The organism is Paucilactobacillus suebicus DSM 5007 = KCTC 3549, assembly GCF_001434475.1.
Lineage (GTDB): Bacteria > Bacillota > Bacilli > Lactobacillales > Lactobacillaceae > Paucilactobacillus > Paucilactobacillus suebicus.
The window spans coordinates 24,058-41,790 of sequence record NZ_AZGF01000010.1 but is presented as its reverse complement, the minus strand read 5'-3'; the positions used below and the strand labels follow the sequence as shown (position 1 = coordinate 41,790).

The following is a 17,733-nucleotide window of genomic DNA, read 5'->3' as shown; positions in this document are numbered from 1 at the left end:
AATAACCATTAGGAATTTAGAACTTCTATTTGTTTAGATATTAATCTTTTTTATCTTCTGGATGTGGATGCTTCCGTTGATATTCAGCAATTGAATCGTACTCAGATTCAAGCTGACGGCCAACACTCAGATAGATTGGTAACAGATCACGGTAGTTCTCAAAGTTCGATGGATCTGGTTGGTAAGTATTTTGCTTACCGATGAACTTCTTAACAACTGAAAGGTCATCTGCTTCACCGATACTAATTAAGCCGACTACCATGGCACCCAAGCAGCCACTTTCAAAGGCTTCGGGAATGGTTACTGGATGTTCAAAGACATCAGCAAGCATTTGACGCCAAAGGGCTGAACGAGCGAAACCACCAGTCGCAGTAATCACAGTTGGTTCACCAACAGCTTCTTGCAAGGCTAGTAGAACTGAGTAGAGGTTATAGACAACACCTTCAAGGGCTGCACGAACCATGTGAGCACGTGTGTGACTACGAGTTAAACCGAAGAAGGTTGCACGTGCGTTACCATTCCAGATAGGTGCACGTTCACCGCCAAGAAATGGCTGGAAAATCAAACCATCTGAACCGGCAGGAACTGTCTTAGCAACTTCTGTTAAGAAGTCATAAGGATCCATGCCAAGCATCTTAGCAGTGGCTTTTTCAGGTGCAAACAAGTTATCGCGAACCCAGCGGAAGACAATTCCACCACTGTTAACGGGACCACCAACGATCCATTTGCCGTTCATAACAGGGTAGCAGTATGTCCGGCCTTTAGGATCAAGCTGAGGCTTGTCAACGAAGGTTCTTACGGCACCAGAAGTACCAATGGTAACGGCAACTTCACCTTTACCAATTGCGCCTAAGCCAATTTCTGCAAGGGCACCATCAGTGGCACCCATAACAAATGGAGTTTTTGGTGAAATGCCAATTTCAGCAGCAATATCATTGTCCATTCCAGTTAATTGATAAGTTGGATCAACTAATTCCGGTAATTGTTTACGATTAATGCCAACCCAACTGAGAATGTCATCATCCCAGTCCATGTCGAAAATGTTCATTAATCCAGTGGCAGAAGCCATTGAAGTTTCTTCCTTCAGTTGACCAAAGAAACGCCACATTAGGTATTCTTTTAATCCAACCCAATAGTTGGCATTTTCAAAAATATCGTTGTGTTCCTTTTTTAACCACATTAATTTATAAACAGGACCCATTGGGTGGATTGGAAGACCGGTCTTATTATAGATCTTCATTCCTAAACCGCTCTTAGAAGCCTCAGTAGCCTGCTTTTCAGCACGGTTATCGGCCCAGGTGATAACTTTTGTCAGTGGCTTGTGATCTTTATCTAGTGCAATTAAGCTATGCTGTTGTGTTGAAAATGATACGGCACGCACAGTACCACTTACTTTGCTGACAACATCGGTTAATGCTTTAACAGTTGCGTTAAAAATTTCATCTGGATCTTCTTCAGCAGTATCTGGGGTATCTTGATAAAGTGGGTAAAGTTGGTTCGAATAGCCTTTTATGTCTCCGTGGAGCGTGTAGATAACGGCCTTTGTACTAGTCGTACCAACGTCCACACCAATAATATAATCCATGTGTAGGTTCCCTCCTGTGATTGTAAAAAATAGTTTTTTCTTTTTAAAGATGGAGGCTAGTTCATCTGTTAACGCTTACATGATACAAAATCAAGAGATGAATGTCAATAACAGATATATCAGTTTGAAAAAATTATTTTAAATAAACGCAAACTAGTACTCGATTTTGTGGTATTGTCGAGATATGTAAAACCATATTAATGGATATAAAATCTATAGATGAAGAAGTGAATACTTAATGGAAGACACGTCAGCCAACATGCGAACGGACGCATATAATCAGTTGAAATATCAAATTTTACACGGTGTTTACTATCCCGGACAAAAAATTTCGGAAAAAATTGTTTCTCAAGATCTCGGTATCGGACGGACTCCGGTTCGTGAAGCAATTATCAGACTGGAACGCTATTCACTAGTAGAAGTTGTGCCACAAAGCGGGACATATATTACTAAAATTGACTTAAAATCTGCTGAAACAGCGCAGTTTTTACGTCGTAAAATTGATCCAGATGTTTTACTTCAATTTTCAATTAAGGCTAGTGATGACATGTTTGATCGGGTAGAACAAAACTTATCCCAACAACGCCAAGCTGTTGCAGATGGTAATGATAACTTGTTCTTTGACTTAGATGAACAGTTTCATCAATTATTTTACATTGGTGCCGACAGACAAATGATCTGGGACTGGTTGCAAATGATTAACATGCACCTCAATCGGTATCGTCGGTTGAGATTGGAAGTTACCAAACTAGATTGGGATACATTGCTTGACCAACATCAAGGAATATTTGATGCAATTAAGTCTCATAATATCGAAGGAATTCGTTTTAGTGCCGAATCACATCTAAGATTGATGCTGCATGAATTGCCAAGCTTGCTAGAGAAGTTTCCAGATTATTTTGACATCAATATTGATACAGAGGCAAGTGAGTAAAACATGTTATTTCTGGTGTTTAGATTAGAATCTAAAAATAAACATTGACACATCGGAAATGTGCGTTATAATGAAAGCGTATTCAGGCATACTAGTATATCAGTTGGTTTTACATTACTAATTATTTAGCTGGAGGGAGCTATTCAAATGGTAAAAATTACAGACAATTACTTAGAAAATAAGCAGGCATTTGCGGACAGTAAGATTACTGTTCCAACTTACGATGCTAAAAAGGTGGCTGAAAAGACATTAGCAGAACCACACTGGATTCACTTTGGTGGTGGTAACCTGTTTCGTGCTTTTCACGCTGCCATCGCAAGCAAACTGTTAGATGATGGTGTAGCAGATACCGGTGTTATCGTTAGTGATACCTATGATGATCAAGTTGTTAATGACATCTACGGTAAATATGACAACAAAATTGTACGTGTTGTTACTAAGGCCGACGGTTCACAAGATCGTGACCTCTTCGCATCAGTTGCTAAGGCCGTATTTGCTGGTCCAGCTACCGAAGATGCAAGTGGATTTGAAGAATTAAAGTCATACTTTACTCAATCAAGCCTACAAGTTGTTTCATTCTCAATTACTGAAAAAGGTTATCACCTTAAGAATGGTGCAGGAGAATTCTTCCCACCAGTTGCACGTGATATCGAAAACGGTCCTGCTAAACCAGAAAACAATATGTCATTGTTGGTAAGCTTGTTACTTGCTCGTTACCAAAATGGTGCAGTTCCATTGACCATGATGAGCACGGACAACTTCTCACAAAATGGTGACCGTCTAAAGAGCAGTGTCATGACCATTGCTAAAGCTTGGCAAGATAAGGGCTTTGTTGACCAAGGATTCATTGATTACTTGTCAGACAGCAAGAAAATTGCCTTTCCATTATCAATGATTGACCGGATTACACCAAACCCATCTGAAACAATTGAAAAATCATTGTTGGATGATGGCTTTGAAGATGCAACTATTTTACATTCTAAGAAGCATACTAACATCGCTGCTTTCACCAACACTGAAGAAGCACATTATTTAGTCGTTGAAGACACATTCCCTAATGGCCGTCCAGCCTTTGAAAAGGCCGGTGTGATCATGACAGATCGTGACACAGTTAACTCAGCTGATGAAATGAAGGTTACAACTTGCTTGAACCCACTTCATACTGCCTTAGCTGTCTACGGTAGCATTCTTGGTTACCAATCAATTTCATCTGAAATGGGTAACGAGGACTTAGTTGCTTTGATCAAGCAAATTGGTTACGTTGAAGGATTGCCTGTTGTTAAGGATCCTAAGGTTATCAACCCTAAGTCATTCATCGATGAATTAGTTCAGAAGCGTTTACCTAACCCATACACACCAGACAAGCCACAACGTATCGCTACAGATACTTCACAAAAGCTTGGCGTTCGTTACGGTGTTACAATTCAACACTACGTTGATGACGCAAACCGTGATCCTAAGGACTTGAACTTCATTCCATTAGTAATCGCAACGTGGTTACGTTACTTGATGGGTATCAACGATAAGGGTGAAACATTCGAACCAAGTCCAGATCCAATGTATGATGAATTACATGCAAAGGTTGCTGATTTGAAGCTAGGTTCATCAGATGTTGATGTTCACGAAGATGTTAAGGGCATCTTAAGCAACAAGGGAATCTTTAACTTGGATCTTTACGAAGTAGGTTTGGGTGATAAGATTGAAGCATACTTCAAGCAAGAATTGGCCGGTGCCGGCGCCATCGAACAAGTATTGCATGATACTCTTGCAGCCAAGGGTCAAGAAGTAGACTAGTATTAAAATCGAGAATGGAGAAAAGAAAATAAGATGACAGAATATAAAATCGCAGTTGTAAATTCAAGTAGTTTTGGACAAGTTTTTACTGAACATTGGACACAACTAGAAGCAATCGGTACAGTGGATCGTTTCATGGTTGAACCTAACATTCCAGGTCCTGAATTAGCTGAAAAGCTAAAGGGATATAACGTAATTATTTCTAGTGTGACACCATTTTTCAAGAAAGACTTCTTTGAAAACAAGGATGAACTTCTGTTGATTTCTCGCCATGGTATTGGCTACAACAACATTGACCTTGAAGCCGCAAAGGAACATGGTACAAAAGTAACCATTGTGCCTCCATTGGTTGAAAGAAATGCAGTTGCTGAAAATGCGATCGCTAACTTATTTTCACTGATTCGTCGTGCAACTCCTTCATCAGAGCGTATCAAGGCAGACCACTATGAAGATCGTGCCGAATTCATGGGTCACGAATTTACTGGTAAGACCTATGGTGTAATTGGCTGTGGTAACATTGGTAGCCGTGTCGCTGAAATCTTCCAGTACTTCGCCGCTAAGGTTGTTGTCTGTGATCCAGATCCACATGCACGTGAGGGCTGGTTTGAAGACAATCCAAAGATTGAACGTGTTTCACTTGATGAACTGTTAGCACAATCAGATTGCATTTCATTGAACGCTTCATTGAACGAAGAAGATACACACATGATCAATGCTGATGCCTTGAAGAAGGCTAAAGATGGTGTTTACTTTGTTAACCATGCTCGTGGTGCATTGATTGATGAAAAGGCAATGCTTGCCGCCGTTGAAAGTGGTAAAGTGTCTGGTTACGCAGCTGATACTATGGAAGTAGAACCAGTTCGTGCCAACCACCCATTCTTGCAAAATGATCGATTCTTAATTACTCCACATACTTCTGCTTACACATACGAATGTCTTCATGGTATGGGTGAAAAGTGTGTTGCCGATGTTAAGAACCTTGTTGCCGGCAAGAAACTTGGTCGTGAATTAACTTCAACACTTTAATTGAACGTTATTGAATGAATAGTAAAAGCCCTCATACTTGGGTTTAACCAACTATGAGGGCTTTGCTATGCTCAAAAATTGCTAAAAACGGGTAATTACTCACGAGTTTGCTTGATAACTGAGTTAATTTTGGTGAGTTTAGGACTTGGATTACCAGTCTCATCTCGCATGATAGACATGTAAAGGCAGTCGATGATACTCATCTGAGAAATCAATGAAGCAACCGCCTGTGATCGATATTTAGAATCATCAGAGACGGAATAGAATGTTACATCACCGATCTTAGCTAGTTCTGATGACGAGAAACTGGTGATGGCGATGATTGGAACATGGTTATCACGTAAAATCTTGGTCATTTTTAATGTATCAAGGTTACGGCCAGAGTGTGAAATCACGATCGCACAGTCATCACTGTTCATCTTAGCTGCCTGCATTAATGACATATGGTAGTCAGAGTTGTAGATAGCGGTAATCTGAGTTCTTAAAAACTTGTGGTAAGCATCAAAAGCAACGACTTCTGAGGCACCTAAGCCAAAGAAACTAAGTTGATTGGCGTTGGTAATCAGCTCGACGGCACTGTTTAGTTTATCCTCGGTCAATAGATCAAGGGTCTTATTAAGTGAAGAAGCGTTAGAACTGAATACCTTTTGGGCAACCATAATATTAGGATCTGTGACATCTATATCAGCTGCAATCTTTTCTGGATGCTTTAATTGATCGCTGATAGCTAGTTGCAATTCGGGATAACTAGAATATCCTAACCGCTTTGCAAATCGTGAAATAGTGGAAACTGATGTATCGATGTCCTTTGCAAGTGATTGGATTGAACGGTGGTCACAATCGGCAAGATTATTAAGAAAATAATCAGCGATTTTATGGCTGCTGTTGCCAAAAGTGTCGTACTTTGAATAAATCCGTTCGATTAATTGAAGGGTCATTTTTAGACCTCCTACTTTATTTTAATTAATAGTATACCAAAAAAGATTTATTTTCACAATTTTCATCAATTATTGTTGCAATTTGATAGGTATTTGCATATAATGATCTTGTAAAAAGAAAAACAAGAAAATCAAAAACTACGAAAGAGGTATTTGAACATGCGTGTTGGAATGATCGGCCTTGGTAAAATGGGGCTAAACTTAACTAAGAATATGTTACGAAACGGAATCGAAGTTGTTGGTTTCGATCTTGCAAAAGATAACGTTGCAGCTGCTAAGGAAGCTGGCGCTACTCCTGCTTCAACTTTGGAAGATATGATTAGTAAGCTTGATACTCCAAGAATTGCTTGGTTGATGTTGCCAGCCGGCAAACCAACTGATGCTACAATTCAACAACTCGCCAACACACTCGATAAGGGTGACATCGTTGTTGACGGTGGAAATTCATTCTACAAGGATTCACTCCGTCATAACCATATTCTAACGGGTGCTGGCATTAAGTTCTTCGACTGTGGTACATCAGGCGGCCAAAATGGTGCACTGAATGGTGGTAATTTCATGATCGGTGGCGATGATGGAGACATGTTTGATGAGTACCTTCGTCCAGTATTTGAACTTGTATCAGAACCAGATGGTTTCTTGTACACCGGCAAGGCTGGTTCAGGTCACTACCTCAAAATGGTCCATAACGGTATTGAATACGGTATGATGGAAGCCATTGGTGAAGGATTTGATGTTCTTGAAAACAGTGACTACAATTATGATAACGAAGCAGTTGCTAAGCTTTGGAACCATGGCTCAGTTGTCCGTAGTTGGTTAATGGAACTTGCCGAAGATGCCTTTGCTAAGGATCCTAAATTAGACGACTTGCTTGGCCGGATGCATTCATCTGGTGAAGGTCAGTGGACTCTACAGGAATCACTTGACATGGCCGTACCAACACCGGTTATTGCTCTGTCACTGATGATGCGTTACGAATCAATGCGTGATGCTGATAACAACTTCACTGGTAAAGTTGTTGCAGCTTTGCGTAACGGATTTGGCGGACATGCGGTTGATAAAAAGTAATTAATAATTCAAATCGAGTTCGGAACCCAAAAGGGTGACCGGACTCTTTTAATATAGAAAGGATGGAAGACAATGTTTTTCAAACAGGATCAATTAAAGATTCAAACAATTGATGACAATTCATATCGTGAGGTACTAGCTCACGAAGGCAAACTGATGAATGTTAAGGTGTTTTTTAAACACGCAACACCGAATGATGAAATTCCAGTTCATAACCATGTTCATGAACAGACAACGTATGTTTTAAAAGGATCATTTAAGTTTGAAATTCGCGGTGAAAATGGGCCAGATGTACAAGAAGTACATCAAGGAGATAGCATCTATTTTCCATCAAATGTTTATCATGGGTGTATTCCGTTGGAAGACGATAGTCAGTTATTAGATAGTTTTACGCCACAAAGAGAAGATTTTCTAAAATAAAGATTGCAATTAATTGATTTTCATCCAACTTGGTGATATATTCTAACCATCAAACAAAGGAGGTGATGTCTTTTGACAAATGGAATACAACTTAAGGCATCAGCATCCGTGAATAACGGTGAAAATTACTGATGTGTTTAAGGAAGGCCGGCAAATGATGATGCCGGCTTTTTATATACATAGAGTGAAAAAAACAGCGTTCAGTGTCTGTTATATAAAGCAACCAGACAGATATTCCCGAACTTGGAATATCTGTCTGGTTGCTTTATATAATGAGACACTGCTGTTTTTTTCACGTTTAATCTATAAAGAATAGAAAGTGGATCAATCCCAAACAGGCGGGCGTCTGGTTGCTTTATATAATGAAAAGCTTTAATTATATTCAAACTTATTCGGAAAATATTATCTTGCAAGAAGTGCTTCAGTTGTAGATGTTAGTTAAAATAAAAGATAGAAAACCCAAACTTTTCCATTGCACAATCTCGCAATTATTGTAAAATTATCAAACGAACGTTTTAGGTGTTAATTGAGGGGTAAATATGGCGAAAATAACGATGCCAAGCATTATATGGACCCGCGGCAGAAAAATTGCTGAGCGTGGTTCAGTTGAAATTGATTATATAAATAACAAACAAAAAGAAGTGGAATCAACGGTATACGGTACTCATCCCTACGGTGTGACTGTTGGAGTAAGTTTGGAAGATAATTTTTGTGAGTGTCCATATTTTCCAGACCACGGATATTGTAAGCATATAGCCGCAGTAATTAAATTACTGCAATCTCAAGGACGCCCACTTGAACAGCTATTTAATGATTGGGATTACGATGATGATTTTCCGGATAAATTTCCGGACAATTATCTGCAATTAAGTAAAGAGTTCGAGCAGCGTTTAAACGACAATCCTTTAGCAGCACGAATGATTTATACAGATAAGTCTGAATATAACCGATTAAGAGCTGATCCAGACACTTGGGATCAGTATTTTAGCGAGCATCTTGATGAGAAGGCAACTTCCCAGGCAACCGATTTTGCGTCGCTTAAGCGAACTTTTGATGTATTTCCCAAGTTAAAAGAAAAGAAAAGTACGGGCCAAGAATTCTTAGATGAACTACAAATGCCAAAACAACATTATTTTTCATCTATAAATGATGTGACTAACGATCATTTATCATTAGAAGTGACTTTATCAGTTGCTACGCCTTGGAATTCAATTGATGATCGCTTTTTTATTAGGTTAAGGCTGGCTTCATCATCGAACCCAAAATTTTATGTTATTAAAAATATTGATGAATTTATTAATGCATATCAAGAAGAGTCCACCTATCAAACTAGTAACAAAAACACTTTCAGTCTAAGAAAAAGTGATTTTCCCGCGGCAGAACAAAAGTTAATGAATATCCTGTCAGTGCAATCAGTTGGCGCAGAAAGCAGATTTTCCGAGACAAGTGAAGAAAAGAAATCAAAAATGTTGAATCCTGGTGACATCAATGACCTTAAAGAGATTGTTGATCAGTTTGACCATTTTATCTACAAAACGAATGGTTATGGTGATGAATTTTCAAACATTGAATTTCAAACTTTTAATGTTGACGACGGGTTAATTGAACTACACGTAAAAAAAGCTGTGGATGGATTTGACGTGACTTTAGTCACTGAATTTGACGAATTAATTGCTAGTGACCACTTGATGATTTTTAATAATGTATTTTACCAGATGACGCCAACTGAATTTACTGTCTTTAATAATATTATTAATAGTTACAGGATGTTTGCGGGCAGCACACGCTTTGTTGATAAGTACCGGATACCTGATGCAAAACTACATTTTAATAGCAGTGATGCCAGTCAACTTCTTCAATTCATTGCTTACTTTAAGCAAATTGGCATTGTAGATATGCCCGATGAACTATCGGCCAGCACAATGACACCGCATTTTGATATCAATCGTGACGGGGATTCATTACTTCTGACGATGGATTATGAATACGACGGCCAATTAATTGAAAGCTATAACGTTGACTCACTGGAAAGTGTGAAACGCAATAGTGATCAGGAACACCAATCATTGGAGTATTTGCAAAGCTTGGGCTTCCATAAACGTAGCCACGATTGGGTTAAAGATTTTTCTGATTCATCGATGCTGTACCAATTTTTTACAGCTGAACTGCCAAACATGAGACAAAATGGTGTTGTCACTATTTCCGATGAACTAGATGATTTGATTCAGTTTGGGGATGACGTTGAACCAGAGATTGAAGTTACAGCGAATAGTGGATTACTGTCGGTAAACTTTTCATTTAATGGTATTGATGGTGAAGAAATAGATAGTGTGCTGTCTCAGCTTGATAATCAGCGGCCTTATGTTCAACGTAGTGATGGTAAATTACTGATTGTTGATGACAAGTTACGCAAGGTAAGTAGTGTCCTTGCTAAAATTAGAAATCATGGATCAATTAGTCATGGATCAGTTCAAATGCCAGCTTCGCAAGCATTGGCCGTTCAAGCTGAACTTGGTGAAACAGCGCAATTTGATCAACAATTTAAACAAATTGCCCAGGACTTGTCACACCCCGAACAATTTGATATTAGTGATGAAAGGCCAGTCAATGCGACTCTTCGTTCATATCAAACACTTGGCATAAAATGGCTAGAAATGCTGGACTCTCATCAATTTGGCGGTATTTTAGCCGATGAAATGGGACTTGGAAAAACAATTCAAGCGATTGCTTTTTTAAATAATCATTTGAGTGACGATAGAATTGATTTGATTATTTCTCCGGCATCATTAATCTATAACTGGCAAGAGGAGTTTCATAAATTCGCACCAGACATAGATGTGCAGGTAATTGATGGATCGAAAGGCAACCGCCGTGAGTTAATTAAAACGAGCAAGTCGTCTGTATTTATTACCAGTTATAATAGTGCCAGGTTAGACAATGATCTTTATCAGAAGTTGCCATTAAATTATATGATTCTTGATGAGGCGCAGTATGTTAAAAATGGTAACAGTAAGACTAATCAAAGTCTAAGAAAACTGACACCTCGTAATACTTTTGCTTTGTCAGGGACGCCAATTGAAAACCGAGCAGAAGAGCTATGGTCAATTTTCACCTTAGTTATGCCTGGATTACTACCAAATAAAAAGGAATTTAAAAAATTAACTCCACAAGAGATTGCAGTGAGGGTTAAGCCATTTATTTTGCGTCGCGAAAAGGCGACTGTTTTGAAAGATCTGCCCCCTAAAGTTGAATCTAATTTAACGAATGAAATGACAAAAGAACAAAAGACTGTTTACCTAGCACAACTTCAACAAATGCAGGTTAAAGTCCGAGGATTGTCTAATGATGGTCTGGTTAAGAATAAAATTGAAATTCTGGCTGGTTTAACAAGACTGCGCCAAATTTGCGACACTCCAGCGTTGTATTTAGACGACTATAAGGGTGATTCCGGAAAGTTAGATCAACTGAATGAAGTTATTCGACAAGCGGTTGATAGTAGTCGTCACATTTTGATTTTTTCTCAGTTTACAAGTATGCTCAGCGTAATCGAAGACGAGTTGCAGCAAAATGGTTTGTCTGCGTATGTACTAAAAGGTGATACGAAGCCAAAAGATAGATTAACCATGGTTGATTCATTTAACAACGGTGATAAGAATATTTTTCTAATATCCTTGAAAGCCGGTGGCACAGGATTGAATTTAACGGGAGCCGATCTAGTTATCTTAGTTGATCTATGGTGGAACCCAGCAGTTGAAGACCAGGCAACTGCCAGGGCCCACAGAATTGGACAAAAGAACAAGGTTGAAGTGTACCGATTGATTACGAAGGGCACGATTGAAGAACAAATTTATAAGTTACAGGAACAAAAAAGAAACTTTGTGGATCAAGTACTAAGTGGTACACAAAATAAGGGATCATTGACCAATGTAGAGATAAGATTAATTTTGGGAATAGACTAAATCAGAGTGTGTAAGAAGCACGGGTTGAGGCTGGTATATAAGGACACAAGGAATATTGATCGCAGGGGCTTAGCGATTGATATTCCTTGTGTCCTTATATGTAAGGCCTCAGTGCTTCTGGAACACGTTTCAAAAGGGGAAACAAAATAGTTAAAAGCCGGTGTTAAAAATTGATTGCAAAAGCTTAGCAAATAAACTCCCTTGTGCAAGGCCTCAGTGCTGCTAGAACACGTTAAAAAAATAGATATAAAAAAATATCAGCATACAAAAACAGAAACCGGAAAAGTTCCAGTTTCTGTTTTTGTATCTAAGCCTCCGTCAAAAAGCCTTGAGATCGTAATACTTTATACAAATCTCTTCGTTTCTTTGGGGATGATAAAATATGACGATCAATTTGTTCACGAAAAGTTTCCGAGCGATTATTAGTACTTCTAGTAGCGTAGTAATTTGTCAGTGTTTTATCGTAATCATCGAGGATGTCGTCAAAATTATCTGGTATTTTATATTGGTCATTAAAAGTTGTTAGTGATTTTGGTAATCGGGGTTTTAGCTCGGGTGAGTTAGCCGGATAACCAACGGCAAGTGCAAATAGTGGGAAAGTTAGGCGAGGCAAATTAAGCATATCTACAACTTTAGCCGCATCATTTAAAATACTGCCAAGGTAAACTGCACCGAGTCCGATGCTTTCTGCCGCAGTAACAATGGATTGTGCGGCAATAGTTGCATCATATACACCACCAAGTAGACGATCCGTTTCACCGAGTAACTTGGTGTCGAGCCCTTTTTCACGGCCAATCAAGTAGTTACGGTACTGATCAGCAACAAATATAAACAAATGGCCATTATTAGCAGCATACGGGTGGCCGGTGATTGCGACTAAATTCTTTTTTATGTCACTATCGGATACGTTAATGATGCTGAACTGCTGCATAAACATTGATGATGAACTTTGTCGAGCTGCATCTAGTAATTGATCAACCTGTTGTTCACTTAACTGCTGTTCAGTAAAATCTCTGATGCTGCGATGATTTAAAAGTGTCTCAATTGTTGAACTATTAGCCAATGGAAGTACTTCTTTCTAGTTACTCTTTTGTTGGTTCAACCTGTTTTGCAAGTAAATTATAGATGCGTTCAATATCAGCAGATGTGCCACGTAGTTCATAATCAGCTAAAAATGGAGCGTTAAATTGGTGTGCATAACGTTTGGCAGTCAAACAGTATTGTTCATTAAAGTTACGATTGCCACTACCAATTACGCCGGCACATTGGCGTGCATTGTTGTGATAGGCGATATATTCTCCAAGTACGTTGGTCATTAGTTCTTTGACGCCTGAATCAATACCATTACCACCATCAAGGTACGTTGGGACAAATGCAAAAAAAGGTTCGCGTTCGTCGTCAAAGTCTATTTGTTCACTGATCTCTTTTGAAGATACTAACGGCAACGAATCGTCGATTGCGTGTTGCTGACTTGCGTATGCAGCAAGCCGGTTGATAAATGATCGTGTGTTACCTTCAATTGAAATGTAGAGAGCGTTAATCTTAGTCATAAAATTTCCTCCGGACGAATATTTACAAAATTAAAAAGTAGCTTAATTTTACCACGTAAGCTACTTTAAAATTCAGAAATTCGCAATGTATTTTTAATTTAATTCAGATTCATCGGCTGCTTCATCATCTTTAGTTTCTTCAGGTTGAACAGGTTTATGTTCAGTGACTTTAAACCAATTGATGTATGAATTTTCATAATCGAGTACTTCTAGATCAAAATTATCGATATGGATGACATCACCAACGTGGATGGTTGGAGTGTTATCGATTACGTAGCCGGTAATGGTAACTGATTCGTTCTTATCAAACGATTTAATGTCAGCTTGGAAGTAGCGTTCAAAATCATAAGTAGTCGTTTTACCACTTACTTTGAAAGATCCATCATCTTGTTTAAAGATGATTTCGTCTGAGACATCATCGATCTCGTCACGGACAGTACCAAATAGTTCTTCATAGATATCTTTATCTGTAACGATCCCGCTGGTACCGCCATATTCATCAACAACAACAACAATTGGCGTACGTTTGCGAATCATTTGTTGGAGCACCTCAGTAATTGGGGTAGATTCGGGGGTTGTTGAAATATGTCTTATGACCTTGCTGATCGCAACGTTTGAATCAATCCGAGCTTGTCTGATTAGATCATAGTTGAAGACGTAGCCAAGAATCTTATCCTTGTCACCATCTGCAACGACCGGAAGCCTACTGTACTTCTCTTGTAAATACACGCTGATCCCATCGGAAATCTTATCCTTGATATCGATGACCACTAACTGCGTTCTATCAACCATGACATCTTTGGCAACTTTATCGTTAAGATCAAAGGCACGTTCCATGTACAACAGATCGTTTTTTTCAAGCTCACCGCCCTCAACGGCGTTGCGCGATAGACTTAGAATTTCACCTTGCGACAGAACCTCATCAGTTTCATCTGCCGGTTTTAATCCAATTAGACGAACAACTCCGCTGGCTGAAACGTTTAACAACCAAACGAATGGATAGAAAATAATGTGGAACCAATGCAATGGTGTGGTTACAAACATCATAACTTTAAGTGGCATATCAATTGAAATGTTCTTTGGAACGATTTCAGTAAATACCACTTCCAAGTACGTTAGAATCAGCACACCAAGAATTGCACCAATACCGTGCAGTGCCCCGGAACTGATTGGCAGATGACTGAGATCCAGCACATCAAAGAGCAGTGATTCAATGAACGATTCACCAATCCAACCTAAAATAATACCACAGACTGAAACACCAACCTGTGTGGTTGAAAGGTATTCATTTAAATTAGTGACCATCTTGATGGCCCGGTTTATCTTGGTAGATGGCTTGTCACGTTCCTCTTGTCGTTCTTCAAGAGCTGTAAGCCGTGTCTGCACAAGTGCAAATTCTGCGGCAACAAAGAATGCTGCAAAGCAGAATGTAATTAGAATAATCACAAGATTGATTATTATCTGACCGCTGTCCAAAAACTATTCCTCATTTCTTGGGTCAAGTAACCATATATTCAAAAGCTATTATACTATTAATTGGAACAATGGTACAGGTAAACGGCGATAAAAGCAAGTAGTACCAACGAATTCGGCCTACCAAACATTATTTTTTCTGATTGCCCTATGTCGACATTTTGATACGCTAAGATTAGCGTTTATATCGTATAATGGTGTAAAATGTTGTTATATGATTTGAAACAAGGAGGATGAACACATGCGACTGGATTTTTCAGTAGCCGTACATAGTATGCTGTATTTGGACCAACAGGGGGATCGGCGCATTTCCAGTCGTGAGTTGTCCGAGTCACTTGATGTTAATTCTGTGATGATTAGAAACATTTTGTCGTTGCTTCATAAGAATGGATATGTCAAAGGAAATGTTGGTAAAAATGGTGGCTATCAATTGTTAAAGTCACTTGATGAATGTAATGTCGGCGAACTGTACGATTTGACAATTCCGCCAACTATTAGTTACGCACGCTTTATTACGGGAAAGTCTAACGTCATGGAAGAAACTCATCCAACCGAAATTGCTGATAACATTAAAGAAACCTTGAATGATTTGTTTACGCTTGCCGATAAAGATTACCGAAAGTTTTATCACCAATTTACACTTGCTGATATAAAGAATGATATTCAAAATCACGGCTATTTTCTCAATAAATTTGAAAAAAATTCTGATTAATTCTTTTGCGATCAGATTCCACTAATGGTAACGATGTATTCGTTACCATTTTTTTGTGGAATCGTTGTTGTAATAAGCATTTGAACAAAAAAATATTGACAAAGATTAGAAAAAAAGATTAAATTATTATCATATTCTCATTATATTTTAATTTTTACATAATTTTTGGGACTTTAGAGGGGGATACATATATGCAGAATGCACAGACAAAAGATGGTAAGATGACCATCGGTTCGTATGTTTATAATGTTTCAGCGGCGGTTTCAAACGCCGTGCTGGTTATGTTGGGGGTTGGACTGCTGTTTCAATCAGTGGCTAACATTACTCACTGGCAGGCACTTTATCAGGTTGGGGCGTTGGCTCAAGTATTATTGCCAGCCGCTTTTGGAGCGGGTGTTGCTTCCCAATTGAAAGTCAATACACTGGTATTGTTTAGTTCAATGATTGCCGCAACTGTGGGAGCTAACGGTGTCTACTTTACTAAAGCTGCGGTTAATGCAACAACTGCAACTGGCTGGCAAATGCATGAAGCTGCCGCTAGTACTATTTTTACGACAGGACAGCCAATTAGTGCCGTTTTAGCCGCAATTTTAGCAACATTGATTGGTAAATATTTAACCGGGAAAACACCGCTAGATATGATTCTAGTCCCACTTGCTGCAACCTTTGCTGGATCAATGTTTGGCCTTGGCGCAGGAACAGTTGTGACACCCGCGTTGAACGCTTTGAGCAAATGGGTTGCTGGAGCGATGACGGTAAGTCCACTCATTGGATCAATGTGCCTGTCACTTGCATTCGCCATCTTTTTAATGACACCGGCATCTTCTGCTGCACTTGCGATTGCAATTGCACTGAACCCAATCTCGTCTGGTGCGACTCTGATCGGGACAACAGCCCAGTTCGTTGGCTTCTTGGCAATGTCATTTCAGGAAAATAATCTTGGCGCCAACATCGCACAAGGATTGATTACACCCAAAGTTCAATTTCCTAACTTGCTAAAGAGACCGGCATTATGTATTCCACCGTTTATCGCCGCGATGGTCAGTGCTGCAATCGGAACGATTGTTTTTAAATTCAGTGTTCCATATACATTGGGTGGATTAGGATTGAATTCATTAATTGCACCAATTAACTTAGCTTCCAGCAATATGCACTCATTCTGGGTATACATGTTCTGTGGTATTCTGCTACCCGCAGTTATCTCAGCCATTGGTTACAGGGTAATGAGAGCATTTCACTTGGTTGAAGCTCAAGACCTGCACATGGAAATTGTTTAAAATCATTTTTTAAATTGAAGCACTAAACAAAACTTGAAATGGATAGTTTTGTTTAGTGCTTTTTTGGTCTATTATTATAGGGTGATGAGAATGGAAAATGACGGAGGAAAGACTGATGACCACAGTTCAATTTACCGGGGTTGGTTTGGTAGATCATAAGAAAGAATTATTAGAAGAATTTTCACTAAGCGTTGAGTCATCCACAATAAGTGCAATTTGTCCTGATAAGTTTGAACGCGTTGGGGCAATTTTTGACCTTATCCAAGGACAGATTAAAGCTGATGAGGGTACCGTGATCGTCAATGATCATGATGCTCGTCATGATCGAAAAAAATTAGGCCAATCAATCGGTTACTTGCCAAGTAGTTTACAGGCCAGTAAACATGTATCAGTGAAAGAATATCTGAATAATAGCTTAAAAAAGGCCAAAGAAGGACATTTAAGTGCTGAACAAGCTAATTCAATTATTGATCAGCTAAAAATTGATTCAGATGCACGGTTAGGTGATTTAGACGAAGTTGAATTACGTCAAGTAGAAATTGTGAAACTAGTATCGTTGAAGCTACCGATTTTACTAATGGTTAATCCAACTGCAGGCATGGATGAAATTAGCGCCAATAGTATTTGGCAGTTGCTAACAGATTATGTTGAAAAAACTCATGCAACCATCCTATTTACCAGTGAATCTGTCCCCGAAATGCAACGATGGTCTAATCATATTATTTATGTTTCTAACGGACATGTTTCACAGATTAGGCAAATATTAACGCATGACAGCAGTGATTGCGTGGTTAAGGTGATTGGCGCTGGATTGCCAGTTGATACGGTCGCCACGCTAGGTGGTCATTTTATAGAAGAAACGCCTGCCAAGCAGGAATTTATTTTCAGTGGCAGTATTCAGTCATTGTTACCACTACTAGAGCAAAGTGGAATTACGGATGTTAGAATTACTGACGCCACGGTTGCAGATGAATTATTGGTTTGGTAGGTGCAGTGA

14 protein-coding genes are annotated in these 17,733 nt (G+C 39.0%); 9 read left to right on the top strand and 5 right to left on the bottom strand.

Annotated elements, in window-relative coordinates; translation table 11 throughout:
* Positions 1–40: 40 nt before the first annotated feature.
* Positions 41–1,585 (bottom strand): gluconokinase, encoded by a 1,545-nt coding sequence (gene gntK, locus FD16_RS05750; RefSeq protein ID WP_010621384.1) that lies wholly within the window; start codon positions 1,583–1,585, stop codon positions 41–43.
* 238 nt (positions 1,586–1,823) lie between these two features.
* Here gntK and FD16_RS05745 point away from each other — a divergent pair, with 238 nt between their 5' ends.
* From FD16_RS05745 to FD16_RS05735, 3 genes are all read left to right on the top strand, one after another.
* Positions 1,824–2,519: a GntR family transcriptional regulator gene (locus tag FD16_RS05745; protein ID WP_010621385.1), complete on the top strand. Its 696-nt coding sequence runs from the start codon at positions 1,824–1,826 to the stop codon at positions 2,517–2,519.
* Positions 2,520–2,666: 147 nt separating this feature from the next.
* Positions 2,667–4,313 (top strand): mannitol dehydrogenase family protein, encoded by a 1,647-nt coding sequence (locus FD16_RS05740; RefSeq protein ID WP_010621386.1) that lies wholly within the window; start codon positions 2,667–2,669, stop codon positions 4,311–4,313.
* Positions 4,314–4,346: 33 nt separating this feature from the next.
* Positions 4,347–5,339, top strand: a complete 993-nt coding sequence (locus FD16_RS05735; protein ID WP_010621387.1) for a D-isomer specific 2-hydroxyacid dehydrogenase family protein — start codon at positions 4,347–4,349, stop codon at positions 5,337–5,339.
* Positions 5,340–5,434: 95 nt separating this feature from the next.
* On the opposite strand, the gene FD16_RS05730 is transcribed toward FD16_RS05735, so the two are convergent.
* The gene (locus tag FD16_RS05730; protein ID WP_010621388.1) at positions 5,435–6,277 is read right to left on the bottom strand and encodes a MurR/RpiR family transcriptional regulator; all 843 of its coding nucleotides are present in this window, start codon (positions 6,275–6,277) and stop codon (positions 5,435–5,437) included.
* 159 nt (positions 6,278–6,436) lie between these two features.
* Between FD16_RS05730 and gnd the strand changes: the two genes are divergently transcribed.
* The 3 genes from gnd (at position 6,437) to FD16_RS05715 (ending at position 11,724) form a co-directional block, all read left to right on the top strand.
* Entirely contained in the window at positions 6,437–7,345 is a 909-nt protein-coding gene (gene gnd / locus FD16_RS05725) for a phosphogluconate dehydrogenase (NAD(+)-dependent, decarboxylating) (protein WP_010621389.1), read from the top strand.
* A 72-nt stretch (positions 7,346–7,417) separates the two neighbouring features.
* The gene (locus tag FD16_RS05720; protein WP_010621390.1) at positions 7,418–7,765 is read left to right on the top strand and encodes a cupin domain-containing protein; all 348 of its coding nucleotides are present in this window, start codon (positions 7,418–7,420) and stop codon (positions 7,763–7,765) included.
* A gap of 539 nt (positions 7,766–8,304) precedes the next feature.
* Complete coding sequence (locus FD16_RS05715) at positions 8,305–11,724, top strand: SNF2-related protein (RefSeq protein WP_029508307.1); 3,420 nt, start codon at positions 8,305–8,307, stop codon at positions 11,722–11,724.
* 307 nt (positions 11,725–12,031) lie between these two features.
* On the opposite strand, the gene FD16_RS05710 is transcribed toward FD16_RS05715, so the two are convergent.
* The 3 genes from FD16_RS05710 to FD16_RS05700 form a co-directional block, all read right to left on the bottom strand.
* Positions 12,032–12,787: an NADPH-dependent oxidoreductase gene (locus tag FD16_RS05710; protein ID WP_010621392.1), complete on the bottom strand. Its 756-nt coding sequence runs from the start codon at positions 12,785–12,787 to the stop codon at positions 12,032–12,034.
* 19 nt (positions 12,788–12,806) lie between these two features.
* Positions 12,807–13,274, bottom strand: a complete 468-nt coding sequence (gene nrdI / locus FD16_RS05705) for a class Ib ribonucleoside-diphosphate reductase assembly flavoprotein NrdI (protein WP_010621393.1) — start codon at positions 13,272–13,274, stop codon at positions 12,807–12,809.
* A 93-nt stretch (positions 13,275–13,367) separates the two neighbouring features.
* A complete protein-coding gene (locus FD16_RS05700; protein WP_010621394.1) occupies positions 13,368–14,750 on the bottom strand; it encodes a hemolysin family protein in 1,383 nt (460 codons plus the stop codon).
* Between the two features lie 238 nt (positions 14,751–14,988).
* Between FD16_RS05700 and FD16_RS05695 the strand changes: the two genes are divergently transcribed.
* From FD16_RS05695 to FD16_RS05685, 3 genes are all read left to right on the top strand, one after another.
* Positions 14,989–15,459, top strand: coding sequence for an Rrf2 family transcriptional regulator (locus FD16_RS05695; RefSeq protein ID WP_010621395.1), 471 nt, complete (start codon positions 14,989–14,991; stop codon positions 15,457–15,459).
* A 191-nt stretch (positions 15,460–15,650) separates the two neighbouring features.
* Positions 15,651–16,736 carry a PTS sugar transporter subunit IIC gene (locus FD16_RS05690; protein WP_010621396.1) on the top strand — a complete coding sequence of 362 codons (1,086 nt, stop codon included), beginning with the start codon at positions 15,651–15,653 and terminating at the stop codon, positions 16,734–16,736.
* A 115-nt stretch (positions 16,737–16,851) separates the two neighbouring features.
* The gene (locus FD16_RS05685) at positions 16,852–17,724 is read left to right on the top strand and encodes an ATP-binding cassette domain-containing protein (RefSeq protein WP_010621397.1); all 873 of its coding nucleotides are present in this window, start codon (positions 16,852–16,854) and stop codon (positions 17,722–17,724) included.
* The last annotated feature ends 9 nt before the right edge of the window (positions 17,725–17,733 follow it).

Bases quoted from the DNA above. Each gene is read 5' to 3' on its own strand.
- FD16_RS05745 (WP_010621385.1), top strand. From the start codon at position 1,824: ATGGAAGACACGTCAGCCAACATGCGAACGGACGCATATAATCAGTTG.
- nrdI (WP_010621393.1), bottom strand. From the start codon at position 13,274: ATGACTAAGATTAACGCTCTCTACATTTCAATTGAAGGTAACACACGA.
- FD16_RS05740 (WP_010621386.1), top strand. From the start codon at position 2,667: ATGGTAAAAATTACAGACAATTACTTAGAAAATAAGCAGGCATTTGCG.
- FD16_RS05695 (WP_010621395.1), top strand. From the start codon at position 14,989: ATGCGACTGGATTTTTCAGTAGCCGTACATAGTATGCTGTATTTGGAC.
- FD16_RS05730 (WP_010621388.1), bottom strand. From the start codon at position 6,277: ATGACCCTTCAATTAATCGAACGGATTTATTCAAAGTACGACACTTTT.
- FD16_RS05735 (WP_010621387.1), top strand. From the start codon at position 4,347: ATGACAGAATATAAAATCGCAGTTGTAAATTCAAGTAGTTTTGGACAA.
- FD16_RS05690 (WP_010621396.1), top strand. From the start codon at position 15,651: ATGCAGAATGCACAGACAAAAGATGGTAAGATGACCATCGGTTCGTAT.
- FD16_RS05715 (WP_029508307.1), top strand. From the start codon at position 8,305: ATGGCGAAAATAACGATGCCAAGCATTATATGGACCCGCGGCAGAAAA.
- FD16_RS05720 (WP_010621390.1), top strand. From the start codon at position 7,418: ATGTTTTTCAAACAGGATCAATTAAAGATTCAAACAATTGATGACAAT.
- gntK (WP_010621384.1), bottom strand. From the start codon at position 1,585: ATGGATTATATTATTGGTGTGGACGTTGGTACGACTAGTACAAAGGCC.
- FD16_RS05685 (WP_010621397.1), top strand. From the start codon at position 16,852: ATGACCACAGTTCAATTTACCGGGGTTGGTTTGGTAGATCATAAGAAA.
- gnd (WP_010621389.1), top strand. From the start codon at position 6,437: ATGCGTGTTGGAATGATCGGCCTTGGTAAAATGGGGCTAAACTTAACT.